The sequence below is a fragment of the Streptomyces sp. NPDC088732 genome, from assembly GCF_044751205.1.
Classification (GTDB): domain Bacteria; phylum Actinomycetota; class Actinomycetes; order Streptomycetales; family Streptomycetaceae; genus Actinacidiphila.
In genome coordinates this window covers 365,114-383,008 of the sequence record NZ_JBIVLI010000006.1, presented here as the reverse complement: position 1 = coordinate 383,008, position 17,895 = coordinate 365,114, and the positions used below count along the sequence as shown (strand labels likewise).

The window sequence follows — 17,895 nt, the reverse complement described above, 5'->3', positions numbered from 1 at the left end:
TCGCCCGGGACGCCGGATCCGTCAGAGTTCGTCCTCCACGGACCGGTCGCGGCCGGCCATCAGGCCCGCGGCGATCTGCGGCAGCAGGAGGGCGAGCATGAAGGCCACGGGCAGGTCCCAGCCGCCGCTGTGCTGGTAGAGGACGCCGACCAGGATCGGGCCCGGGATGGAGATCAGGTAACCGGTGCACTGTGTGAAGGCCGACAGCCGCACCACGCCCGCGCCGGTGCGCGAACGCATCCCGATCATGGTGAGGGCGAGCGGGAACGAGCAGTTGGAGATCCCGAGCAGCACCGCCCACACCCAGGGCGCGGCGGCGGGCGCGAGCCACAGTCCGCCGTACCCGGCGAACCCGAACAGGCCGAGGCCCACGGCCAGTCCGCCCTGGTGCCGCATCCGCCCCGCGACCGCGGGCAGCACGAAGGACAGCGGCACACCCATCACCATGGTGACGGCGAGCAGCACCCCGGCCGTGGACGCCGAGATCCCCGCGTCGCGGAAGATCTGCGGCAGCCAGCCCATGGTGATGTACGCGCCGGTGGCCTGGAGCCCGAAGTACACCGCCAGTGCCCAGGCGGTACGGCTGCGGGTGATGCGGCCGGCCGCGGCAGGGGCGGGCGCCGCAGGGAGCGGCCCTGCGGGGACCGGCGCCTCGGCGACCGGCACGGGCGCGGCACCGGTGCCCGCGCCACTGCGGTCGCGCACCAGGGCGAGCCAGGGCACGACGGCCACGACCGCGACGACCGCCCAGACACCGAGGCCGGCGCGCCAGCTGCCGCCCAGGGCGCGGGTCCCCGGGACGGTGGCCGCGGCGGCCAGGGCGGTGCCCAGGGAGAGCGCCATCGAGTACAGGCCGGTCATGGTGCCCACGCGGTCCGGGAAGTAGCGCTTGACGACCACGGGCATCAGGACGTTGCCGACGGCTATGCCGGCCAGCGCCAGGGCGCTGGTGGCGAGGAATACGGCCGTGCCTCCGGCGAACGGGCGCAGGGCGAGCCCGAGGGCGATGGCGGCCAGTCCCCCGCAGACCACGGCGCCGGGGCCGCGGCGGCGGGCCAGGCGCGGCGCCGCGACGCCGAAGAGGGCGAAGCACAGGGCGGGCACGGAGGTGAGCAGTCCGGCGACGGTCCCGCTCATGCCGAGCCCGTCGCGGACCTCCTCCAGGAGCGCGCCGAGGCTCGTGATGGCCGGCCGCAGGTTGAGCGCGGCAAGGACCAGCGCAACGGCGACGAAAACGCGGGTACGGGCGCGCGTGTGCGTCATGCTCTGCGGAGCGGCAGACGTCTGTGCGGGCAGGGTCGGTCCTGCCGTGGCAGGGTCGATCGTTGTGGCTTCGTCGTCACGCATGCGGGCCATCATAGAATGATGGGATGAATATTGAGGAGGGTCCATGCCCTTGACCTCGCCCCGGCGGTCCGTGCTCGCCGACCAGGTGATCACGCAACTGCGCGCCCAGATCACCTCTGGCGAGTGGCCGGTGGGCTCGCGCATCCCCACCGAGACGCAGCTCGTCGAGCAGCTCGGTGTGGCGCGAAACACGGTCCGCGAGGCCGTCCGGGCCCTGGCCCACAACGGTCTGCTCGACATCCGCCAGGGATCGGGCACCTATGTGCTGGCGACGAGCGAGATGGCCGGCGTCATGCACCGCCGCTTCGCCGACGCCGACCCGCGGCATGTCGCCGAGCTGCGCAGCGCCCTGGAGGCGTCCGCCGCGTCGCTGGCGGCCTCACGGCGCACCGACCGCGACCTCAGGCAGCTGGACGCGGCCCTCGCACGGCGCGAGCGCGCCTGGTCCGCCGGTCGCGCCGACGTGTTCGTGGACGCCGACGCGGCCCTGCACCTGTCGGTCGTGGCGGCCTCGCACAACGAGGTCATCGCCGAGCTGTACGCCGACCTGGGCGAGGTGCTGCGTGAGTTCCTCCGCGCCGACATCGGCGAGGACCTGAGCGCCGAGACGTACGTGGACCACTCCCGGCTGGTGGAGGCGATCCGGCAGGGCGACGCGATGACGGCCTCGGAGGAGGCCGCGGGCCACGCCTTCAGCTGCCGTTTCCGTCCGGCAGACGGGTGACCCAGACGCTGCGTATCTCCTCCCAGCACCGGTCGCTCAGCGTCACCGTCTCCGCGGGGCCGATCGGGACCTGGGGGCCGTCCACGTCCGGGTCCCACCACTGGACGCACTCGATGTGCAGCTGCACGTGGTCCAGGTCGGGATCGGGGTTGAAGCAGACCGCCACCCCCTCGCTGCCCTGCACCGAGGTACGGCACTCGGTGTCCGCGGGCGCCTGGGAAGCCGCCCTGGCCGCGGCCGCCGGGCCCGCGACCACCGAGGCCGCCGCCGCGGCCGCCACCGCGTAGAAGCGCACACCCACGATCCGCCCTCCCTCCGCTCGCCCCGAACCCCATGGTGGCGGCGTGCAGCGGGCCGCACCCGGCCGGCTGGGCCGGACGGGGGACACCGGTCCCGAACGCGCGTACGGCCCCGGCCCGCCCGAAGGCGGTACCGGGGCCGTACGAAGAACGCGGGCGACGGGAGAGCGGCGTCAGGCGCCGATCGCGTGCAGGCCGCCGTCGACGTGCACGATCTCGCCCGTGGTCTTGGGGAACCAGTCGCTGAGCAGCGCCACGACACCGCGGCCGGCCGGCTCCGGGTCGGCCACGTCCCACTCCAGGGGGGAACGGTGGTTCCACACGTCCGCGAGCTCGCCGAAGCCCGGGATGGACTTCGCGGCCATGGAGCCGATCGGACCCGCCGAGATCAGGTTGCAGCGGATGTTCTGCTTGCCGAGGTCGCGCGCGATGTAGCGCGAGGTCGCCTCCAGCGCGGCCTTGGCCGGGCCCATCCAGTCGTACTGCGGCCAGGCGTACTGCGCGTCGAAGGTGAGGCCGACGACCGAGCCGCCCTCCTGCATCAGCGGCAGGCACGCCATGGTGAGCGCCTTCAGCGAGTACGCGGAGACGTGCATGGCGGTGGCGACGGACTCGAACGGGGTGTTGAGGAAGTTGCCGCCGAGCGCGTCCTGCGGCGCGAAGCCGATGGAGTGGACCACGCCGTCCAGGCCGCCGAGCTCCTCGCGCACCACGTCCGCCAGGGACCCCAGGTGCTCCTGGTTGGTGACGTCGAGCTCGATGACCTTGACGGGCCTGGGCAGCTTCTTGGCGATGCGCTCGGTGAGCGTGGGCCGCGGGAACGCCGTGAGGATGATCTCGGCACCCTGCTCCTGGGCGAGCCGGGCGGTGTGGAAGGCGATGGAGGACTCCATCAGCACGCCCGTGATGAGGACGCGCTTGCCGGCGAGGATTCCGCTCATGCTCAGTGACCCATGCCCAATCCGCCGTCCACGGGAATGACGGCTCCAGTGATGTATGCGGCCTCGTCGGAGGCGAGGAAGCGGACCGAGGCGGCGATCTCCTCGGGCTCCGCGTACCGGCCCAGCGGGACCTGGCCGACGATGCCCTTGCGCTGCTCCTCGGTGAGCACGCGGGTCATGTCGGTGTCGACGAAGCCGGGGGCGACGACGTTGACGGTGATGTTGCGCGAGCCGAGCTCGCGGGCGAGGGAGCGGGCGAAGCCCACCAGGCCGGCCTTGGAGGCGGCGTAGTTCGCCTGCCCCGCCTGACCCGTCAGGCCCACCACCGAGGAGATCAGCACGACGCGGCCCTTGCGGGCGCGCAGCATCGCCTTCGAGGCACGCTTGACCATGCGGAAGGTGCCGGTGAGGTTGGTGTCGATGACGGAGGTGAAGTCCTCCTCCGACATGCGCAGCAGCAGCTGGTCACGGGTGACGCCGGCGTTGGCCACCAGCACCTGGACGGGACCGTGCTTCTCCTCGATCTCCTTGTAGGCCTGCTCGACCTGCTCGGGATCCGTGATGTCGCACCGGACGGCGAGGAAGCCGGCCGGCGGCTCGCCCGAGCGGTAGGTGATGGCGACCTGGTCACCGGCGTCGGCGAAGGCCCGGGCGATGGCGAGGCCGATGCCCCGGTTTCCTCCGGTGACGAGAACCGAGCGGCTCAACGGATCACCCTTTCCATAGTGGTCTTGTACACCGAAAAACTATCTGCCTACGCGGCGGTACGGAGAATCGACCCCCGACAGGGGCCTGTGCGCGTCGCTGTCGAGTCCCTACAGAAAAGGGCAGGCGGGGGCGGTGTCGGAGGGGCATGATTCACTGCGGAGCACATGACGCACACCGACGTTGAGGCATCGGGCAGAAGGGGAGGCCGTCGTGCCCCATGAGGTCGATCAGTCATTTCTGGCGCTGCCGCTGAGGGCGCTGGCCGACGCCGCGCTGGCACGCGCCCGCGCGCTGGGCGCGGAGCACGCGGACTTCCGCTTCGAGCGGGTGCGCGGCGCGGCCTGGCGGCTGCGCGACGGCAGACCGTCCGGATCCTCGGACACGACGGACATGGGCTACGCGGTGCGCGTGGTGCACGGCGGGGCCTGGGGTTTCGCCTCCGGGGTGGACCTGACGATGGACGCCGCGGCGCGGGTGGCCGGCCAGGCGGTCGCCATGGCGAAGCTGTCCGCGAAGGTGATCGCCGCGGCGGGCTCGGACGAGCGTGTGCAGCTCGCGCCGGAGCCGGTGCACGCGGACAAGCTCTGGGTCTCGGCGTACGAGGTCGACCCGTTCGATGTGCCCGATGCCGACAAGACCGCTCTGCTGGCCGAGTGGAGCGGCAGACTGCTGGCGGCCCCGGGCGTGTCGCACGTCGACGCCTCCCTCATGACCGTCCACGAGAACAAGTTCTACGCCGACACGTGGGGCACGACCACGACCCAGCAGCGGGTGCGGGTGCACCCCCAGCTGACCGCCGTCGCGGTGGACCCGGGCTCCGGCGAGTTCGACTCCATGCGCACCCTGGCCCCGCCGGCCGGCCGCGGCTGGGAGTACCTGACCGGCACGGGCTGGGACTGGGACGCGGAGCTCGCGGAGATCCCGGAGCTGCTCGCCGAGAAGATGGCGGCCCCCTCGGTGGAGGCGGGCGCGTACGACGTGGTGGTCGACCCGTCCAACCTCTGGCTGACCATCCACGAGTCGATCGGCCACGCCACCGAGCTGGACCGCGCGCTGGGCTACGAGGCCGCCTACGCCGGCACCTCCTTCGCCACCTTCGACCAGCTCGGCAAGCTGCAGTACGGCTCCGCGCTCATGAACGTCACCGGCGACCGCACCGCCGAGCACGGCCTGGCGACCGTCGGCTACGACGACGAGGGCGTCGCCGGCCAGTCCTGGGACCTGATCAAGGACGGCGTCCTGGTCGGCTACCAGCTGGACCGCCGCATCGCCCGGCTGACCGGTTTCGAGCGCTCCAACGGCTGCGCCTACGCCGACTCCCCCGGCCATGTGCCGGTGCAGCGGATGGCGAACGTGTCGCTGCAGCCCGCTCCGGACGGCCCGTCGACGCGGGAGCTGATCGGCGGCGTGGAGCGCGGGATCTACATCGTCGGCGACCGCTCGTGGTCCATCGACATGCAGCGCTACAACTTCCAGTTCACCGGGCAGCGCTTCTTCAGGATCGAGAACGGCGAACTGGCCGGCCAGCTGCGCGATGTCGCCTACCAGGCGACGACCACCGACTTCTGGGGCTCCATGGAGGCCGTCGGCGGTCCGCAGACCTACGTCCTCGGTGGCGCCTTCAACTGCGGCAAGGCCCAGCCGGGCCAGGTCGCCGCCGTCTCGCACGGCTGCCCGTCCGCGCTCTTCCGCGGCGTGAACATCCTCAACACCACGCAGGAGGCCGGTCGATGAGCACCCTCTCCAAGCCCCACGAGATCGTCGAGCGGGCCCTGGAGCTGTCCCGTACGGACGGCTGCGTGGTCATCGCCGACGAGGACTCCTCGGCCAACCTGCGCTGGGCGGGCAACGCCCTGACCACCAACGGCGTGACCCGCGGCCGCACCCTCACGGTGATCGCGACCGTGAACGGCGCGCAGGGCACCGCCTCGGGCGTGGTGTCGCGGGCCGCGGTCACCGCCGACGACCTGGAGCCGCTGGTGCGGGCCGCCGAGGCGGCGGCGCGCGACGCGGGGCCGGCCGAGGACGCCCAGCCGCTGGTCGAGGGAGTGCCCGCGAGCGCCTCGTTCACCGAGCCGCCCGCGGAGACCGGCTCGGAGGTCTTCGCGGCCTTCGCCCCGGCGCTCGGCGAGTCCTTCGCGGTCGCCCGGGCCGGCGGCCGGCGGCTGTACGGCTTCGCCCAGCACAGCGTCACCTCCACCTACCTGGGCACCTCGACGGGCCTGCGGCTGCGCCACGACCAGCCCAGCGGCACGCTCGAGATCAACGCCAAGTCCGAGGACATGTCCCGCTCGGCGTGGGCCGGCGCGGCCACCCGCGACTTCACCGACGTCGACCCGGCGGCACTCGACGCCGACCTGGCGCAGCGGCTTGCCTGGGCAGAGCGCCGGATCGACCTGCCCGCCGGGCGGTACGAGACGCTGCTGCCGCCCTCGGCGGTGGCGGACCTGGTGATCTACCAGCAGTGGAGCGCGGCGGCCCGGGACGCGGCGGAGGGCCGCACGGTCTTCAGCAAGCCCGGCGGGGGCACCCGGATCGGCGAGCGGCTGTCGGACCTGCCGCTGACGCTGCGCAGCGACCCCCGCGAACCCGGCCTGGAGTCGGCGCCGTTCGTCATCGCGCACGCCTCGGGTGACGACTCGTCGGTCTTCGACAACGGGCTGCCGGTCGAGCCGACCGACTGGCTCCGCGAGGGTGTGCTGCGGCGGCTGTTCACGACCCGGCACAGCGCGGGGCTGACCGGCCTTCCGACGACGCCGGTCGGGGGCAACCTGATCCTCGACGGCGGCGGCAAGCGCTCGCTGGAGGAGATGGTCGCGGACACCGGGCGCGGGCTGCTGCTGACGTGCCTGTGGTACATCCGCGAGGTGGACCCGGCCACCCTGCTGCTGACCGGGCTGACCCGCGACGGGGTCTACCTGGTGGAGGGCGGCGAGGTGACCGGCGTGGTCAACAACTTCCGGTTCAACGAGTCGCCGGTGGACCTGCTGGGCCGGGTCACCGAGGTGGGCCGCACCGAGCGGACGCTGCCGCGCGAGTGGGGCGACTGGTTCACCCGGGCCGCGTTCCCCGCGATGCGGATCCCGGACTTCAACATGAGTTCGGTCAGCCAGGGGGTCTGACCGGCGACAAGGGGTGGGCGATGGACGAGAAGCAGACGGTCAAGGTCTCGAAGTTCCTGGCCCGCGTGCTGCGGCACGATCCGGGTTCGATCGGGATCGCCCTCGACGAGGGGGGCTGGGTGGACGTGGACGTGCTGATGGCCGCGTCCGCCCAGGCGGGCCGGCGCTTCTCGCGTGCCGACCTGGACCACGTCGTGGCGAACAACAACAAGAAGCGGTACGCGTATTCGGAGGACGGCCGGCGGATCAGGGCCAGCCAGGGCCACTCGGTGGAGGTCGACCTCGGTCTGGCCGCCACCGAGCCGCCGGCCGTCCTCTACCACGGCACCGCGAGCACGACCCTGCCGATCGTGCTGGCCGAGGGGCTGCGCCCGATGACGCGTCAGGACGTGCACCTGTCGGCGGACGTGGAGACGGCCGTGCGCGTGGGGTCGCGGCACGGCCGTCCCGTGGTGCTCGAGGTGGATGCCGCGGGACTGGCCGCCACCGGCCACGTCTTCCGGGTGAGCGCCAACGGCGTGTGGCTCACCGACCGGGTGCCGGCCGCGTTTCTGCGGCAGCACCACGCCTGAGGCGGCGGGGGGTCAGACGGCGGTGCGTTGCCGTCTGCCGCGGAGCGAGCCCCACAGCGGCGTCACCACGGCCACGATGAGGATGGCGCCCAGGATCTGCAGGACATGCCGGATCCAGTCGATGCCCGCGGTGTGCTTGACGCCGAGCCAGCCGGAGACCGCGTTCCCGAGGAACGCGCCGAGGATGCCGCAGATGACGGTGAGCCACCAGGGGATGTCCTGCCTGCCCGGCAGGAGGAGCTTCGCGAGGAAGCCGAGCACGATGCCGACGATGATCGCCCAGACCCAGTTCATGCCGTCAGTCTCTGCGCGCCGCCGGTACGTCGCATGCGGGATACCGCCATACGCCGTACGGCGGTTGCGGGGTGTCACCCGCAGGCCGCCCCCCGCTCTCGAATGCGGCGGACACGGGGCGTAACGTGGAGGTGTACGGAAATGGGAGCTTCCGGCACTTCGAGCGGGCGGTGGAACGTGATGCGGAAGCACACTGATCCCGGGGTCTTCCGGATCACGGGGACGGCGGCGGGGCTCACCGAGGACGTCCGGGCCCGGCAGCGCCGCTACATCATCTCGATGTCCGTGCGCACCGTTTCCTTCATCCTGGCCGTCGTCCTGTGGCACGTGTGGACGCCGCTGGCGTGGGTGGCGCTCGCCGCCGGGCTGGTGCTCCCGTACATCGCCGTGGTGCTCGCCAACGCGGGCCGGGAGAACGCCCGCAACCTGCCCTCCTCGCACCTGCCGCCGGTCGTCCCCCCGGCGCTGGGACCGGGGCGGGAGCGGCGTCCCGCGGAGGCCGGGACGGAAGCGGACGGACGCTCTTCCTCCGGTCGCGGCTGAGCCTTCTCCGCCCTTGGAAGCTCAGGAAAAGCTCAGATCAATCATGGGGATCCACTCCACTGGGGGCCTTTGCGCGTGGCATACTGCGTACGCGCTCCGCATCCCCCGTCGGAGCGACGGACCGACGCCGGGCGGCTCCCCCCGTGGCTGCCCGGCGTCGCCATGTTTGGATGGGGTTCGTGACCAACGAATCGCCGATCTGCTCCGCCAAGGGGTGCCGGGTCCCCGCCGTGTGGGTGCTCGCCTGGAACAACCCCAAGCTCCACACTCCGGAACGCCGCAAGACGTGGCTGGCGTGCGAGGAGCACCGCGAGCACCTGGCCTCGTTCCTGGGCGTGCGCGGGTTCCTCAAGGACGTCGTACGCTTCGAGGAGTGGGAGGAAGCGGCGGCCGGACGGGACTCAGCCGCCGATCGCTGACATCGGGCGGTCGGGCTGCAGGAACGCGGGGTCGTCGAGCCCGGAGCCGGCCTTCTTGCCCCACATCGCGGCCTTCCACAACGTGGCGATCTCCTCGTCGGACGCACCGGAGCGCAGCGCGCCGCGCAGGTCCGACTCCTCGCGGGCGAACAGGCAGTTGCGTATCTGGCCGTCGGCGGTCAGGCGGGTGCGGTCGCAGGCGCGGCAGAACGGGCGGGTGACGGAGGCGATGACCCCGACCCGTGCGGGGCCGCCGTCGACCAGCCAGCGTTCGGCGGGGGCGTGACCGCGTGCCTCGCCGGATTCGGGGGTGAGGGCGAACTTCGTGGCCAGGCTCGCGAGGATCTCCTCGGCGGTGACCATGTCGGACCGCTGCCAGCCGTGCTGGGCGTCGAGCGGCATCTGCTCGATGAAGCGCAGCTCGTAGCCCTGCGCGAGGGCCCAGGCGAGCAGGTCGGGGGCCTCGTCGTCGTTGACCCCGCGCATCAGCACGCTGTTGACCTTGACGGGGGTCAGCCCGGCCTCCCGGGCGGCCTCCAGGCCGCGCAGGACGTCATGGTGGCGCTTGCGGCGGGTCAGCTCCTGGAAGACCTCGGGGCGCAGGGTGTCGAGGGAGACGTTGACCCGGTTCAGTCCGGCAGCCCGCAGGGCGGCGGCGGTGCGCTCCAGGCCGACGCCGTTGGTGGTGAGGGAGAGCCTGGGGCGGGGTTCGAGGGCGGCGCAGCGCTCCACGATGCCGACGAGCCCGGGGCGCAGCAGGGGCTCGCCGCCGGTGAAGCGGACGTCCTCGACCCCGAGCAGCGTGACGGCGATGCGCACCAGGCGGACGATCTCGTCGTCGGTGAGCAGCTCGGGCTTCCCGAGCCACTGGAGCCCTTCTTCCGGCATGCAGTACGTGCAGCGCAGATTGCACCGGTCGGTCAGGGAGACCCGCAGATCGGTGGCGATCCGGCCGTAGGTGTCCAGCAGCACGGCGCGGCTCCCTCCTGCGGTGGGGTCGGTGGTACGGCAGTGCCGTCCCGTTACTTCGCAGCCTACGGGACGGCACTGACGTTCAACAGTCTGTTTCAGTGCGCTCCGGCTCCGGTGAGGGAGCGGACCTCGAGCTCCGCGTACTTGCTGTCGGCGTCGGGTTCGGGCTTGGACAGGAGCGTGCCCAGGATGCCGAACAGGAAACCGACGGGGATGGAGACGATGCCCGGGTTCTCCAGCGGGAACCAGTGGAAGTCCTCGCCGGGGAACATCGCGGTCGCCTTGCCGGACACGACCGGCGAGAAGACCACCAGGACCACGGAGGTGATCAGGCCGCCGTAGATGCTCCACAGCGCGCCGCTGGTGTTGAAGCGCTTCCAGAACAGGCTGTAGAGCAGGGTCGGCAGGTTCGCCGAGGCCGCCACGGCGAAGGCCAGGGCGACCAGGAAGGCGATGTTGAGCTTCCCCGCGAAGATGCCGAGCAGGATGGCGACGGCCCCGATGGCGACCGCCGCGATCTTGGCCGCGGCGATCTCCTCCTTCTCGCTCGCCGTCCCCTTGCGGATGACATTGGCGTACAGGTCGTGCGCGAAGGAGGACGACGAGGCGAGGGTGAGCCCCGCGACCACGGCCAGGATGGTGGCGAAGGCGACCGCCGAGATCACCGCGAGGAGGATGGCGCCGCCTGTGGAGCCGGCGCCGCCGCCGATCTCCTGGGCCAGCAGGGGGGCCGCGGTGTTGCCCGCCGCGTTGGAGGTGGTGATGGTCTCCGGGGTGAGCAGGGCGGCGGCACCGAAGCCCAGCGCGATGGTCATCAGGTAGAAGCAGCCGATGATGCCGATCGCCCAGTTGACCGACGTACGGGCGGCCCGGGCCGTGGGGACGGTGTAGAAGCGGATCAGGATGTGCGGCAGTCCCGCGGTGCCGAGCACGAGGGCCAGTCCCAGCGAGATGAAGTCGATCTTCGAGGTCGCGGTGACGCCGTACTTCAGGCCGGGCTCCAGGAAGGCCGAGCCCTTTCCGCTCTTCTCCGCCGCCGCGCCCAGCAGCGTGGACAGGTTCCAGTGGAACTTGGTGAAGACCAGGATGGTGATCAGCAGGGTGCCGCCGATGAGCAGCACCGCCTTGACCATCTGCACCCAGGTGGTGCCCTTCATGCCGCCGATCGTCACGTACAGCACCATGACGACGCCGACGAGGACGACGATCAGCCGCCGCGGGCCCTCACCGGTGATGCCGAGCAGCAGGGCCACCAGGGCGCCGGCGCCGACCATCTGCGCCAGCAGGTAGAAGATGCTGACAACGATGGTCGAGATGCCCGCGGCGGTGCGCACGGGGCGCTGGCGGAGCCGGAAGGCCAGGGCGTCGGCCATGGTGAACCGGCCGGAGTTGCGCAGCGGTTCGGCGACCAGCAGCAGCGCCACCAGCCAGGCGACGAGGAAGCCGATCGAGTACAGGAAGCCGTCGTAGCCGACGAGGGCTATGGAGCCGGCGATGCCGAGGAACGAGGCGGCCGACATGTAGTCGCCGGAGATGGCGAGACCGTTCTGGAAACCGCTGAAGGAGCGGCCGCCGGCGTAGAAGTCGGTGGCGTCCTTGGTCTGGCGTCCGGCCCAGACGGTGATGCCGAGGGTCGCCACGACGAACACCGAGAAGAGGCTGATGATCAGCGTCCGGTGGTCGCCGGCCCCGGCCGCGAGGACCTGGGCTGCCATGGTGTGCGGCGCGGTCATGCGGAGGCCTCCGTGCTCTCGGTCTCACCGGTGTCCTGAGCGCTCTCCATGCGCGCCTTGATGGCGTCGGAGTGCGGGTCGAGCTTGGCGTTCGCGTGGCGGGAGTACCACAGGGCGATGCCGAAGGTGGTGGCGAACTGGGCGAGCCCGAAGACGAGGGCGACATTGATGTGGCCCACCACCTTGGTGTCCATGAAGCCGCCCGCGTAGTTCGACAGCAGGACGTACAGCAGGTACCAGGTGATGAACGCGATGGTGAGCGGGAACGCGAACGAGCGGTGGGAGCGGCGCAGTTGGGCGAACTCCGCGCTCGCCTGCACCTCGGCGTACGAGGCCGCTGACGGCGGACCGGAGGTAGCCGACTGTCGTGCGGAATCCACGATGCCTCCTGGGGGGACGGAGCTGGGCAGGCACGAGCACGCGACGCGAGCCGGACGTGAGCTACGTCACGCAAAGATCGGACCCGCGCATGGTAAAGGCGTGACCATGGGGTTCGACAGGGGGCGGTGGTTGAAAATTGTCAGGTCCTTACCAACCGGAATCCGAGCTTTCCTCGCATACGCATTGAAGGGGTGCTCGGGGCGGCGCTAGGTTCCCTCGTCATGTACCCGTCCGGCGGCAACCCCGCCGCGGTGACGGCCAGTCGGACGATTGGAGATCCCATGGCTCCCCTGCCAGGACGGCGCCGCGCCCTCGCGATACCCATCGGCATGGTGCTGGCAGGTGCTCTCGCGTTCCTGCCGAACGCCGCCTCGGCGGCCGCCGCCGGCACGGCCCCGGGCGACGGCACCGCCGCCGCCGACGGCCCGGTGCTGTCGTACGTGGTCAACACCACCCGGACCAACAGCGGGACCATCAAGGACGTCCAGCAGGCGGTGGACCGCAACGGCGGTGACATCGTCGCGACGTACAAGAAGATCGGCGTGATCGTCGTCCACTCGGCGAACCCCTCCTTCGCCACCGCCATGCGCACGGTGCGCGGCGTGGAGTCGGCGGGCGCCACCCGCACCGCGGCGCTGTCGACCGCCTCCACGACCGAACTGGGCGCCCCGGAGCGGATCACGGCGGCCGAGGCCGCCGCGGCCAGGTCCAAGGCGGGCCCCGCACAGGAGCCGCTGGAGGCGGACCAGTGGGACCTGGCGGCCATCGGCGCCGACAAGGCGGCGCGGATCGACCCCGGCGACCGGCATGTCACCGTCGCCGTCATCGACACCGGCGTCGACGACACCCACCCCGACCTGGCGGCCAACTTCTCGGCCAAGCAGTCCGCCAACTGCGTGGGCGGCGTGGCCGACACCAGCCCCGGTGCCTGGCGCCCGTACAGCGCCGACGCCTACCACGGCACCCATGTGGCGGGTGAGATCGCGGCCGCGCGCAACGGCATCGGCGTCGCCGGTGTGGCCCCGGGCGTGCGCGTCGCCTCCATCAAGGTGGCCGACCCCGTCACGCAGCTCTTCTACCCGGAGAGCGTCGTCTGCGCCTTCGCCTTCGCCGCCGAGAACAGCATCGAGATCACCAACAACAGCTACTACGTCGACCCGTGGCTCTACAACTGCCTCGACGACCCCGACCAGCGCGCCATCGTCGACGCCGTCGACCGCGCCGCGCGGTACTCCGAGGACAAGGGCGTGCTGAACATCGCCTCGGCGGGCAACTCCAACCACGACCTCGACTCCACCGCGATCGTCGACACCACCAGCCCCGACGACTCCACCACGGTCACCCGGACCGTCGACCCGCACGTCTGCTGGGACATCCCGACCCAGCTGCCGGGCGTCGTCACCGTCTCCGCGACCGGCGTGCGGAACCTGAAGTCGTACTACTCCAGTTACGGCCTCGGGGTGGTCGACGTCGCCGCCCCCGGCGGTGACCGCTTCCAGGTCCCGGGCACCCCGTCCGGAAACGGCCGCATCCTGTCGACGCTGCCCGGCAACACCTACGGCTGGCTCCAGGGCACGTCGATGGCCTCGCCGCACGTGGCGGGAGTCGCCGCGCTCCTGAAGAGCACCCACCGGCACGCCTCACCGGAGGAGCTGCAGGAGATGCTCAAGGCGCAGGCCGACAACCCGGGTTGCCCGACGGGACTGTACGACCCCGACGGCAACGGCGTGCAGGACGCCACCTGCACCGGCGGGCCGAACGTCAACAGCTTCTACGGCCACGGCATCGTGGACGCCCTGGACGCCGTCACCGAGTGACCTAGGCGACGGGGAGGCACAAGGCGCCGGCGCACCGCTCTCAGACCCTCACCAGGGTCTTGAGGGCGGTGCGCTCGTCCATCGCCTTGTAGCCGCCGGGGACACCGTCCAGACCGACCGTCAGGTCGAAGACGGCGGACGGGTCCACAGTGCCGTCCAGCACGTCCGGCAGCAGCTCGGGGATGTAGGTGCGCACAGGGGCGACGCCGCCGTGCAGGGCGATGTTGCGGTCGAACATGTCGCTCAGGTCCAGGCCGGTGCCGCTGCCGTGGGGGACGCCGACATAGCCGATGGCACCGCCGTCGCGCGTGACGGCGACCGCGGTGCGCATGGACTGCTCGGTGCCGACGGCCTCGATCACCGCGTGGGCGCCCTGGCCGCCGGTCAGTTCGCGGACCGCGGCGACCGCCGCCTCGCCGCGCTCGGCCACCACGTCGGTGGCCCCGAAGGAGCGGGCGATGGCGGTGCGCGCCTCGTGCCGGCCGAGGGCGATGATGCGCTCGGCGCCGAGCCGCCGCGCGGCCAGCACGCCGCACAGGCCCACCGCGCCGTCGCCGACGACCGCGACAGTGGAGCCGGGCCGGACCCCCGCGCCGACCGCCGCGTGGTGACCGGTGCCCAGCACGTCGGAGAGGGTCAGCAGGGCGGTCAGCAGCCGCTCGTCGGACAGCGCCTCGGCGGGCAGCCGCACCAAGGTGGCGTCCGCGAACGGCACGCGCACGGCCTCGCCCTGGCCGCCGTCGGAGCCGACCTCGCCCCAGAAGCCGCCCTCGGTGCACGAGGTGGTGAGGCCGTCGGCGCAGTACGCGCAGACGCCGTCGGACCAGACGAACGGGGACACCACCAGGTCGCCGCGCTTCAGCCCCGACACGTCGGAACCGGTCTCCTCCACCACGCCGAGGAACTCGTGCCCGATGCGCTGCCCCGGCTGCCGCGACGCGACGCCGCGGTAGGCCCACAGGTCGCTGCCGCAGATGCAGGCCAGCACCACGCGCACGACGGCGTCCGTCGGCTGCCGGACGACCGGGTCGGGCACCTCCTCCACGCGGATGTCGTGGGGGGCGTGGATCACGGTGGCGCGCATACGGAAGCCGTCCTGGCTGTGCGGAGGAGTGGGGACGTACCACCGTACAGTCCGGCCGCGAGGAGGAACTGCGCCGCGAGGTACGTGAGCATGATCCAGAATCCGGCGGCGGGCGGCTGCGGGAGCCCGGCCAGCCGGGTCGCGATGAGGGTGTCCGAGAGCAGGAACAGCGCGCCGCCGGCCGCCGCGGCCGGGGTGCCGAGTGCCGCGCCGCCGGCCGCGACCGCCGTCAGCAGCAGGCTGTAGACGGCAACCGGGACCCGCAGGGCGGACGGCAGCCCGGACCACAGCACGGTGATCGCGGCAAGCCACACCAAGGTGTAGCCGGCCGCCGCCCAGCGGGTCCGGGCGGGGACGGAGAACGCCCCGCGGCGCGTGAGAAGTGTGAGGTAGCAGACGTGGCCGGCCGCGAAGCAGCCCATGCCCGCGAGGAACGCCGTGTCCCCGCCGAACTGCAGGAGCACGTCGCCGGCCCAGCCCAGCAGCAGCGCGGCAACCAGGACGCGGGGGCCGCCCCGCAGCGCCGCCCAGGCCGCCAGCGCGGGCATCAGCAGCGCCTTGGTGACGTCCTCCACGACGCCCGCCCCCTGTGACGGCAACGCCGTCGCCACCAGGTGGACGGCGCAGACGGCGGCGAACACCACGAGGGCCGCGCGGGCGGCACGAGGTGCACGACGGGAGGAGTCCCCAGCTTGCACGGCTCCCTGGTGCGCGCTCACGCCGCCGGGCCCTCGGGCCGGGGCGACCAGCCGGGGCCGCGCAGCAGATGGCCGGCCCGGTCGCGCCAGGTGCGCGCGGAGGCGACATCGCGGGCGATGGCGGCGTACTCGTGGGTGGCAACGCGCAGCGGGTTGAAGGTGGCGATGTTCTTCGTCAGGCCGTACACCGGCCGTTCGGCCTCGGCGGCGAAGGACCCGAAGAGCCGGTCCCAGAGGATCAGGATGCCGCCGAAGTTGCGGTCGAGGTAGCCGCCCTGCGAGGCGTGGTGGACCCGGTGGTGGGAGGGGGTGTTGAAGACGAACTCGACGGGGCCCGGCAGCTTCCCGACGCGCTCGGTGTGGATGCCGAACTGGTAGACGAGGTTGAGGGAGGAGCAGAAGGCGAGGGCCGCCGGATGCACACCGCAGGCGATCAGCGGGAGGTAGAACGGCCAGGACGTCAGACTCGTCCACGGCTGGCGCAGTGCGGTGGAGAGGTTGAACTTCCGGCTGGAGTGGTGGATGACGTGGCACGCCCACAGGACGCGGATCACGTGGTGCCCGCGGTGCTGCCAGTAGTAGAAGAAGTCCTGCGCCAGGAGCATCAGCGGAATCGTCCACCAGACGACGGGCACGCGGAGCGGGGTCAGGGCGTACACCCCGGTGTAGATCGCGACGATCGGGAACTTCCACAGGAAGTCGAAGAGGAGACTGCCGAGTCCCATCGACAGACTGGTCGCGGTGTCCTTGGCGCCGTACCCGGCGGCGTCCTCGTCCGGGTGGATCCGGTAGCTAATCACCTCCAGGACGGTGAGCAGCACGAATGCGGGTATCGACCACATCACGGCATCGGGCAGTTGCGGCATGGCGGAACCATAGGGCCGCCCGGCGCCCGGCGAACAGATGTCGTTACCCATCAGTATTTTCCCGGGGTGGGCCGCGCTCCGGGCCGCACCTCGACGCGGCTGACGCCCGCCGGGCCCAACAGGCTTGTTGTGCAAGGGGATCGGACGGGCCCGGTCCCGCCGGGCAAGGGCGGCGGACGCGCCCCCGGGACGCCGACCTGACGGCCCGTCAGCCACAGGTGGAGCCGTTACCCGCACCGGCCCCGGCGACCCGTGTCCGGCCCGTCCAGGCGGCATTGACCGGGGCGGAGCCGGACGGGGCCGGTCCGGGGTGTCGGTGGCCGCCCGTATTGTGTTCCACCATGCACGTGTCCCAGCTCCCGCAGCCACCGTGGCCCGAGGCCTACCCCGACGGGTACGCCGTCGTGGACGTCGAGACCACCGGGCTCGGCCGCGACGACCGGATAGTCTCCGCCGCCGTCTACCGGCTGGACGCACGCGGCGAGGTGCAGGACCACTGGTACTCCCCGGTCAACCCGCAGCGGGACCCGGGCCCGGTGTGGATCCACGGCCTCACCTCCGACATGCTCGCCGACGCGCCCCTGTTCGGCGAGATCGCGGAGGAACTGGCGGCCCGGCTGGCGGGACGCGTCCTCGTCGCCCACAACGCGGTCTTCGACTGGTCGATGCTGTCCCGGGAGTTCGCCCGCGCCCGGACGGTCGCGCCGGTGGAGCACCGGCTGTGCACCATTGTGCTGTCCAAGGAGCTGGGCCTGCCGCTGCCCAACCACAAACTGGGGTCGCTGGCCGCGCACTACGGCGTCGTGCAGCAGCGCGCGCACCACGCCCTGGACGACGCCCGCGTCCTGGCCGAGGTCTTCCGCCCCAGCCTCCACCAGGCCGCGGCCGGGGGCCTGCGGCTGCCCCTGCACGCCTGCCGCCCGCTCACGGAGTGGATCGACACCGCCACCGAACCGCGGTCGGTGGCCGCCGGTTACCGCTCGACGTACCGGCCCATGAGCTGGCGGACCAGCCGGAAGCGGCCCGCCTGCCCCTACCCCAATCCCGGACGGTTGGAGCAGGGCGGCCCGCTGGTCCAGGGGATGCGGGTCGCCTTTTCGGGGGACACGAACGTCGACCGCGAACTGCTGGAGGACCGGGCGACCGAGGCCGGGCTGCACGTGGCGTCCGGCGTCAGCCGGCTCACCAGCCTGCTGGTCACCAACGACCCGGGCTCCCTCACCGGCAAGACGGTGCGGGCCCGCCAGCTGGGCACCCCCGTCATCGACGAGCGGCGCTTCGCCGAACTCCTCAAGGACGTGGCGCCGGCACCCGACGTGCACGGCTGAGACGGCCCGCGGCAGCCGTTCGGGTGGTGCCGGGCCGACGCACCCGC

The 17,895-nt window shown here is 72.0% G+C and carries 19 protein-coding genes; 8 read left to right on the top strand and 11 right to left on the bottom strand.

Annotation, left to right across the window (positions count from 1 at the left end; genetic code table 11):
* Nucleotides 1-21 precede the first annotated feature (21 nt).
* Nucleotides 22-1,347, bottom strand: coding sequence for a CynX/NimT family MFS transporter (locus ACIP9H_RS14010; RefSeq protein WP_401959178.1), 1,326 nt, complete (start codon nt 1,345-1,347; stop codon nt 22-24).
* A gap of 43 nt (nt 1,348-1,390) precedes the next feature.
* On the opposite strand from ACIP9H_RS14010, the gene ACIP9H_RS14005 reads away from it, so the two are divergent.
* The gene (locus ACIP9H_RS14005; protein WP_401584677.1) at nt 1,391-2,071 is read left to right on the top strand and encodes a FadR/GntR family transcriptional regulator; all 681 of its coding nucleotides are present in this window, start codon (nt 1,391-1,393) and stop codon (nt 2,069-2,071) included.
* On the opposite strand, the gene ACIP9H_RS14000 is transcribed toward ACIP9H_RS14005, so the two are convergent.
* From ACIP9H_RS14000 to fabG, 3 genes are all read right to left on the bottom strand, one after another.
* The gene (locus ACIP9H_RS14000; RefSeq protein ID WP_401959176.1) at nt 2,040-2,372 is read right to left on the bottom strand and encodes a hypothetical protein; all 333 of its coding nucleotides are present in this window, start codon (nt 2,370-2,372) and stop codon (nt 2,040-2,042) included. The two genes, ACIP9H_RS14005 and ACIP9H_RS14000, sit on opposite strands and share 32 nt — an antisense overlap.
* Before the next feature lie 171 nt (nt 2,373-2,543).
* Nucleotides 2,544-3,311, bottom strand: coding sequence for an enoyl-ACP reductase FabI (gene fabI / locus ACIP9H_RS13995; RefSeq protein WP_401584671.1), 768 nt, complete (start codon nt 3,309-3,311; stop codon nt 2,544-2,546).
* Between the two features lie 2 nt (nt 3,312-3,313).
* Complete coding sequence (fabG, locus tag ACIP9H_RS13990; RefSeq protein WP_401584669.1) at nt 3,314-4,018, bottom strand: 3-oxoacyl-[acyl-carrier-protein] reductase; 705 nt, start codon at nt 4,016-4,018, stop codon at nt 3,314-3,316.
* A gap of 211 nt (nt 4,019-4,229) precedes the next feature.
* Between fabG and ACIP9H_RS13985 the strand changes: the two genes are divergently transcribed.
* The 3 genes from ACIP9H_RS13985 to ACIP9H_RS13975 are packed head-to-tail and all read left to right on the top strand — an operon-like array spanning nt 4,230 to nt 7,713.
* Complete coding sequence (locus ACIP9H_RS13985) at nt 4,230-5,753, top strand: TldD/PmbA family protein (protein ID WP_401959174.1); 1,524 nt, start codon at nt 4,230-4,232, stop codon at nt 5,751-5,753.
* Complete coding sequence (locus ACIP9H_RS13980; protein WP_401584664.1) at nt 5,750-7,141, top strand: metallopeptidase TldD-related protein; 1,392 nt, start codon at nt 5,750-5,752, stop codon at nt 7,139-7,141. Before ACIP9H_RS13985 ends, ACIP9H_RS13980 begins: the two co-directional genes overlap by 4 nt.
* A 20-nt stretch (nt 7,142-7,161) precedes the next feature.
* Nucleotides 7,162-7,713: an RNA 2'-phosphotransferase gene (locus ACIP9H_RS13975; protein ID WP_401959173.1), complete on the top strand. Its 552-nt coding sequence runs from the start codon at nt 7,162-7,164 to the stop codon at nt 7,711-7,713.
* A 12-nt stretch (nt 7,714-7,725) separates the two neighbouring features.
* On the opposite strand, the gene ACIP9H_RS13970 is transcribed toward ACIP9H_RS13975, so the two are convergent.
* Nucleotides 7,726-8,007 (bottom strand): GlsB/YeaQ/YmgE family stress response membrane protein, encoded by a 282-nt coding sequence (locus ACIP9H_RS13970; RefSeq protein WP_401584658.1) that lies wholly within the window; start codon nt 8,005-8,007, stop codon nt 7,726-7,728.
* Nucleotides 8,008-8,187: 180 nt separating this feature from the next.
* On the opposite strand from ACIP9H_RS13970, the gene ACIP9H_RS13965 reads away from it, so the two are divergent.
* Together ACIP9H_RS13965 and ACIP9H_RS13960 are read left to right on the top strand one after the other, a co-directional pair.
* Nucleotides 8,188-8,550 (top strand): DUF3099 domain-containing protein, encoded by a 363-nt coding sequence (locus ACIP9H_RS13965; RefSeq protein WP_401584656.1) that lies wholly within the window; start codon nt 8,188-8,190, stop codon nt 8,548-8,550.
* Between the two features lie 170 nt (nt 8,551-8,720).
* Nucleotides 8,721-8,969 (top strand): hypothetical protein, encoded by a 249-nt coding sequence (locus ACIP9H_RS13960; protein WP_360912384.1) that lies wholly within the window; start codon nt 8,721-8,723, stop codon nt 8,967-8,969.
* Here the strand turns inward: ACIP9H_RS13960 and moaA are convergent.
* From moaA to ACIP9H_RS13945, 3 genes are all read right to left on the bottom strand, one after another.
* Nucleotides 8,952-9,941, bottom strand: coding sequence for a GTP 3',8-cyclase MoaA (moaA, locus tag ACIP9H_RS13955; RefSeq protein ID WP_401959171.1), 990 nt, complete (start codon nt 9,939-9,941; stop codon nt 8,952-8,954). The two genes, ACIP9H_RS13960 and moaA, sit on opposite strands and share 18 nt — an antisense overlap.
* 95 nt (nt 9,942-10,036) lie before the next feature.
* The gene (locus ACIP9H_RS13950) at nt 10,037-11,674 is read right to left on the bottom strand and encodes a cation acetate symporter (RefSeq protein WP_401584650.1); all 1,638 of its coding nucleotides are present in this window, start codon (nt 11,672-11,674) and stop codon (nt 10,037-10,039) included.
* Entirely contained in the window at nt 11,671-12,054 is a 384-nt protein-coding gene (locus ACIP9H_RS13945) for a DUF485 domain-containing protein (RefSeq protein ID WP_401584648.1), read from the bottom strand. The genes ACIP9H_RS13950 and ACIP9H_RS13945 overlap by 4 nt, the downstream gene beginning before the upstream one ends.
* Nucleotides 12,055-12,336: 282 nt before the next feature.
* On the opposite strand from ACIP9H_RS13945, the gene ACIP9H_RS13940 reads away from it, so the two are divergent.
* Nucleotides 12,337-13,872 carry a S8 family serine peptidase gene (locus tag ACIP9H_RS13940; RefSeq protein ID WP_401959168.1) on the top strand — a complete coding sequence of 512 codons (1,536 nt, stop codon included), beginning with the start codon at nt 12,337-12,339 and terminating at the stop codon, nt 13,870-13,872.
* Nucleotides 13,873-13,912: 40 nt separating this feature from the next.
* Here ACIP9H_RS13940 and ACIP9H_RS13935 read toward each other — a convergent pair whose 3' ends face one another.
* Genes ACIP9H_RS13935 through ACIP9H_RS13925 form a run of 3 tightly spaced genes read right to left on the bottom strand, consistent with a single transcriptional unit; the run spans nt 13,913 to nt 16,520 of the window.
* Nucleotides 13,913-14,956: a zinc-dependent alcohol dehydrogenase family protein gene (locus tag ACIP9H_RS13935; protein WP_401584642.1), complete on the bottom strand. Its 1,044-nt coding sequence runs from the start codon at nt 14,954-14,956 to the stop codon at nt 13,913-13,915.
* Nucleotides 14,941-15,654 (bottom strand): lysoplasmalogenase, encoded by a 714-nt coding sequence (locus tag ACIP9H_RS13930; RefSeq protein ID WP_401959166.1) that lies wholly within the window; start codon nt 15,652-15,654, stop codon nt 14,941-14,943. The genes ACIP9H_RS13935 and ACIP9H_RS13930 overlap by 16 nt, the downstream gene beginning before the upstream one ends.
* 17 nt (nt 15,655-15,671) lie before the next feature.
* Nucleotides 15,672-16,520 carry a sterol desaturase family protein gene (locus ACIP9H_RS13925; protein ID WP_401959164.1) on the bottom strand — a complete coding sequence of 283 codons (849 nt, stop codon included), beginning with the start codon at nt 16,518-16,520 and terminating at the stop codon, nt 15,672-15,674.
* A gap of 341 nt (nt 16,521-16,861) precedes the next feature.
* Between ACIP9H_RS13925 and ACIP9H_RS13920 the strand changes: the two genes are divergently transcribed.
* Complete coding sequence (locus tag ACIP9H_RS13920; RefSeq protein ID WP_401584634.1) at nt 16,862-17,848, top strand: DEDDh family exonuclease; 987 nt, start codon at nt 16,862-16,864, stop codon at nt 17,846-17,848.
* Nucleotides 17,849-17,895: the final 47 nt, after the last annotated feature.

Bases quoted from the DNA above. Each gene is read 5' to 3' on its own strand.
- ACIP9H_RS13920 (WP_401584634.1), top strand. From the start codon at position 16,862: ATGCACGTGTCCCAGCTCCCGCAGCCACCGTGGCCCGAGGCCTACCCC.
- ACIP9H_RS14010 (WP_401959178.1), bottom strand. From the start codon at position 1,347: ATGCGTGACGACGAAGCCACAACGATCGACCCTGCCACGGCAGGACCG.
- ACIP9H_RS13965 (WP_401584656.1), top strand. From the start codon at position 8,188: ATGCGGAAGCACACTGATCCCGGGGTCTTCCGGATCACGGGGACGGCG.
- ACIP9H_RS13970 (WP_401584658.1), bottom strand. From the start codon at position 8,007: ATGAACTGGGTCTGGGCGATCATCGTCGGCATCGTGCTCGGCTTCCTC.
- ACIP9H_RS13980 (WP_401584664.1), top strand. From the start codon at position 5,750: ATGAGCACCCTCTCCAAGCCCCACGAGATCGTCGAGCGGGCCCTGGAG.
- ACIP9H_RS13975 (WP_401959173.1), top strand. From the start codon at position 7,162: ATGGACGAGAAGCAGACGGTCAAGGTCTCGAAGTTCCTGGCCCGCGTG.
- fabI (WP_401584671.1), bottom strand. From the start codon at position 3,311: ATGAGCGGAATCCTCGCCGGCAAGCGCGTCCTCATCACGGGCGTGCTG.
- ACIP9H_RS13935 (WP_401584642.1), bottom strand. From the start codon at position 14,956: ATGCGCGCCACCGTGATCCACGCCCCCCACGACATCCGCGTGGAGGAG.
- ACIP9H_RS13950 (WP_401584650.1), bottom strand. From the start codon at position 11,674: ATGACCGCGCCGCACACCATGGCAGCCCAGGTCCTCGCGGCCGGGGCC.
- ACIP9H_RS13940 (WP_401959168.1), top strand. From the start codon at position 12,337: ATGGCTCCCCTGCCAGGACGGCGCCGCGCCCTCGCGATACCCATCGGC.
- ACIP9H_RS13925 (WP_401959164.1), bottom strand. From the start codon at position 16,520: ATGCCGCAACTGCCCGATGCCGTGATGTGGTCGATACCCGCATTCGTG.
- ACIP9H_RS14005 (WP_401584677.1), top strand. From the start codon at position 1,391: ATGCCCTTGACCTCGCCCCGGCGGTCCGTGCTCGCCGACCAGGTGATC.
- ACIP9H_RS13960 (WP_360912384.1), top strand. From the start codon at position 8,721: ATGGGGTTCGTGACCAACGAATCGCCGATCTGCTCCGCCAAGGGGTGC.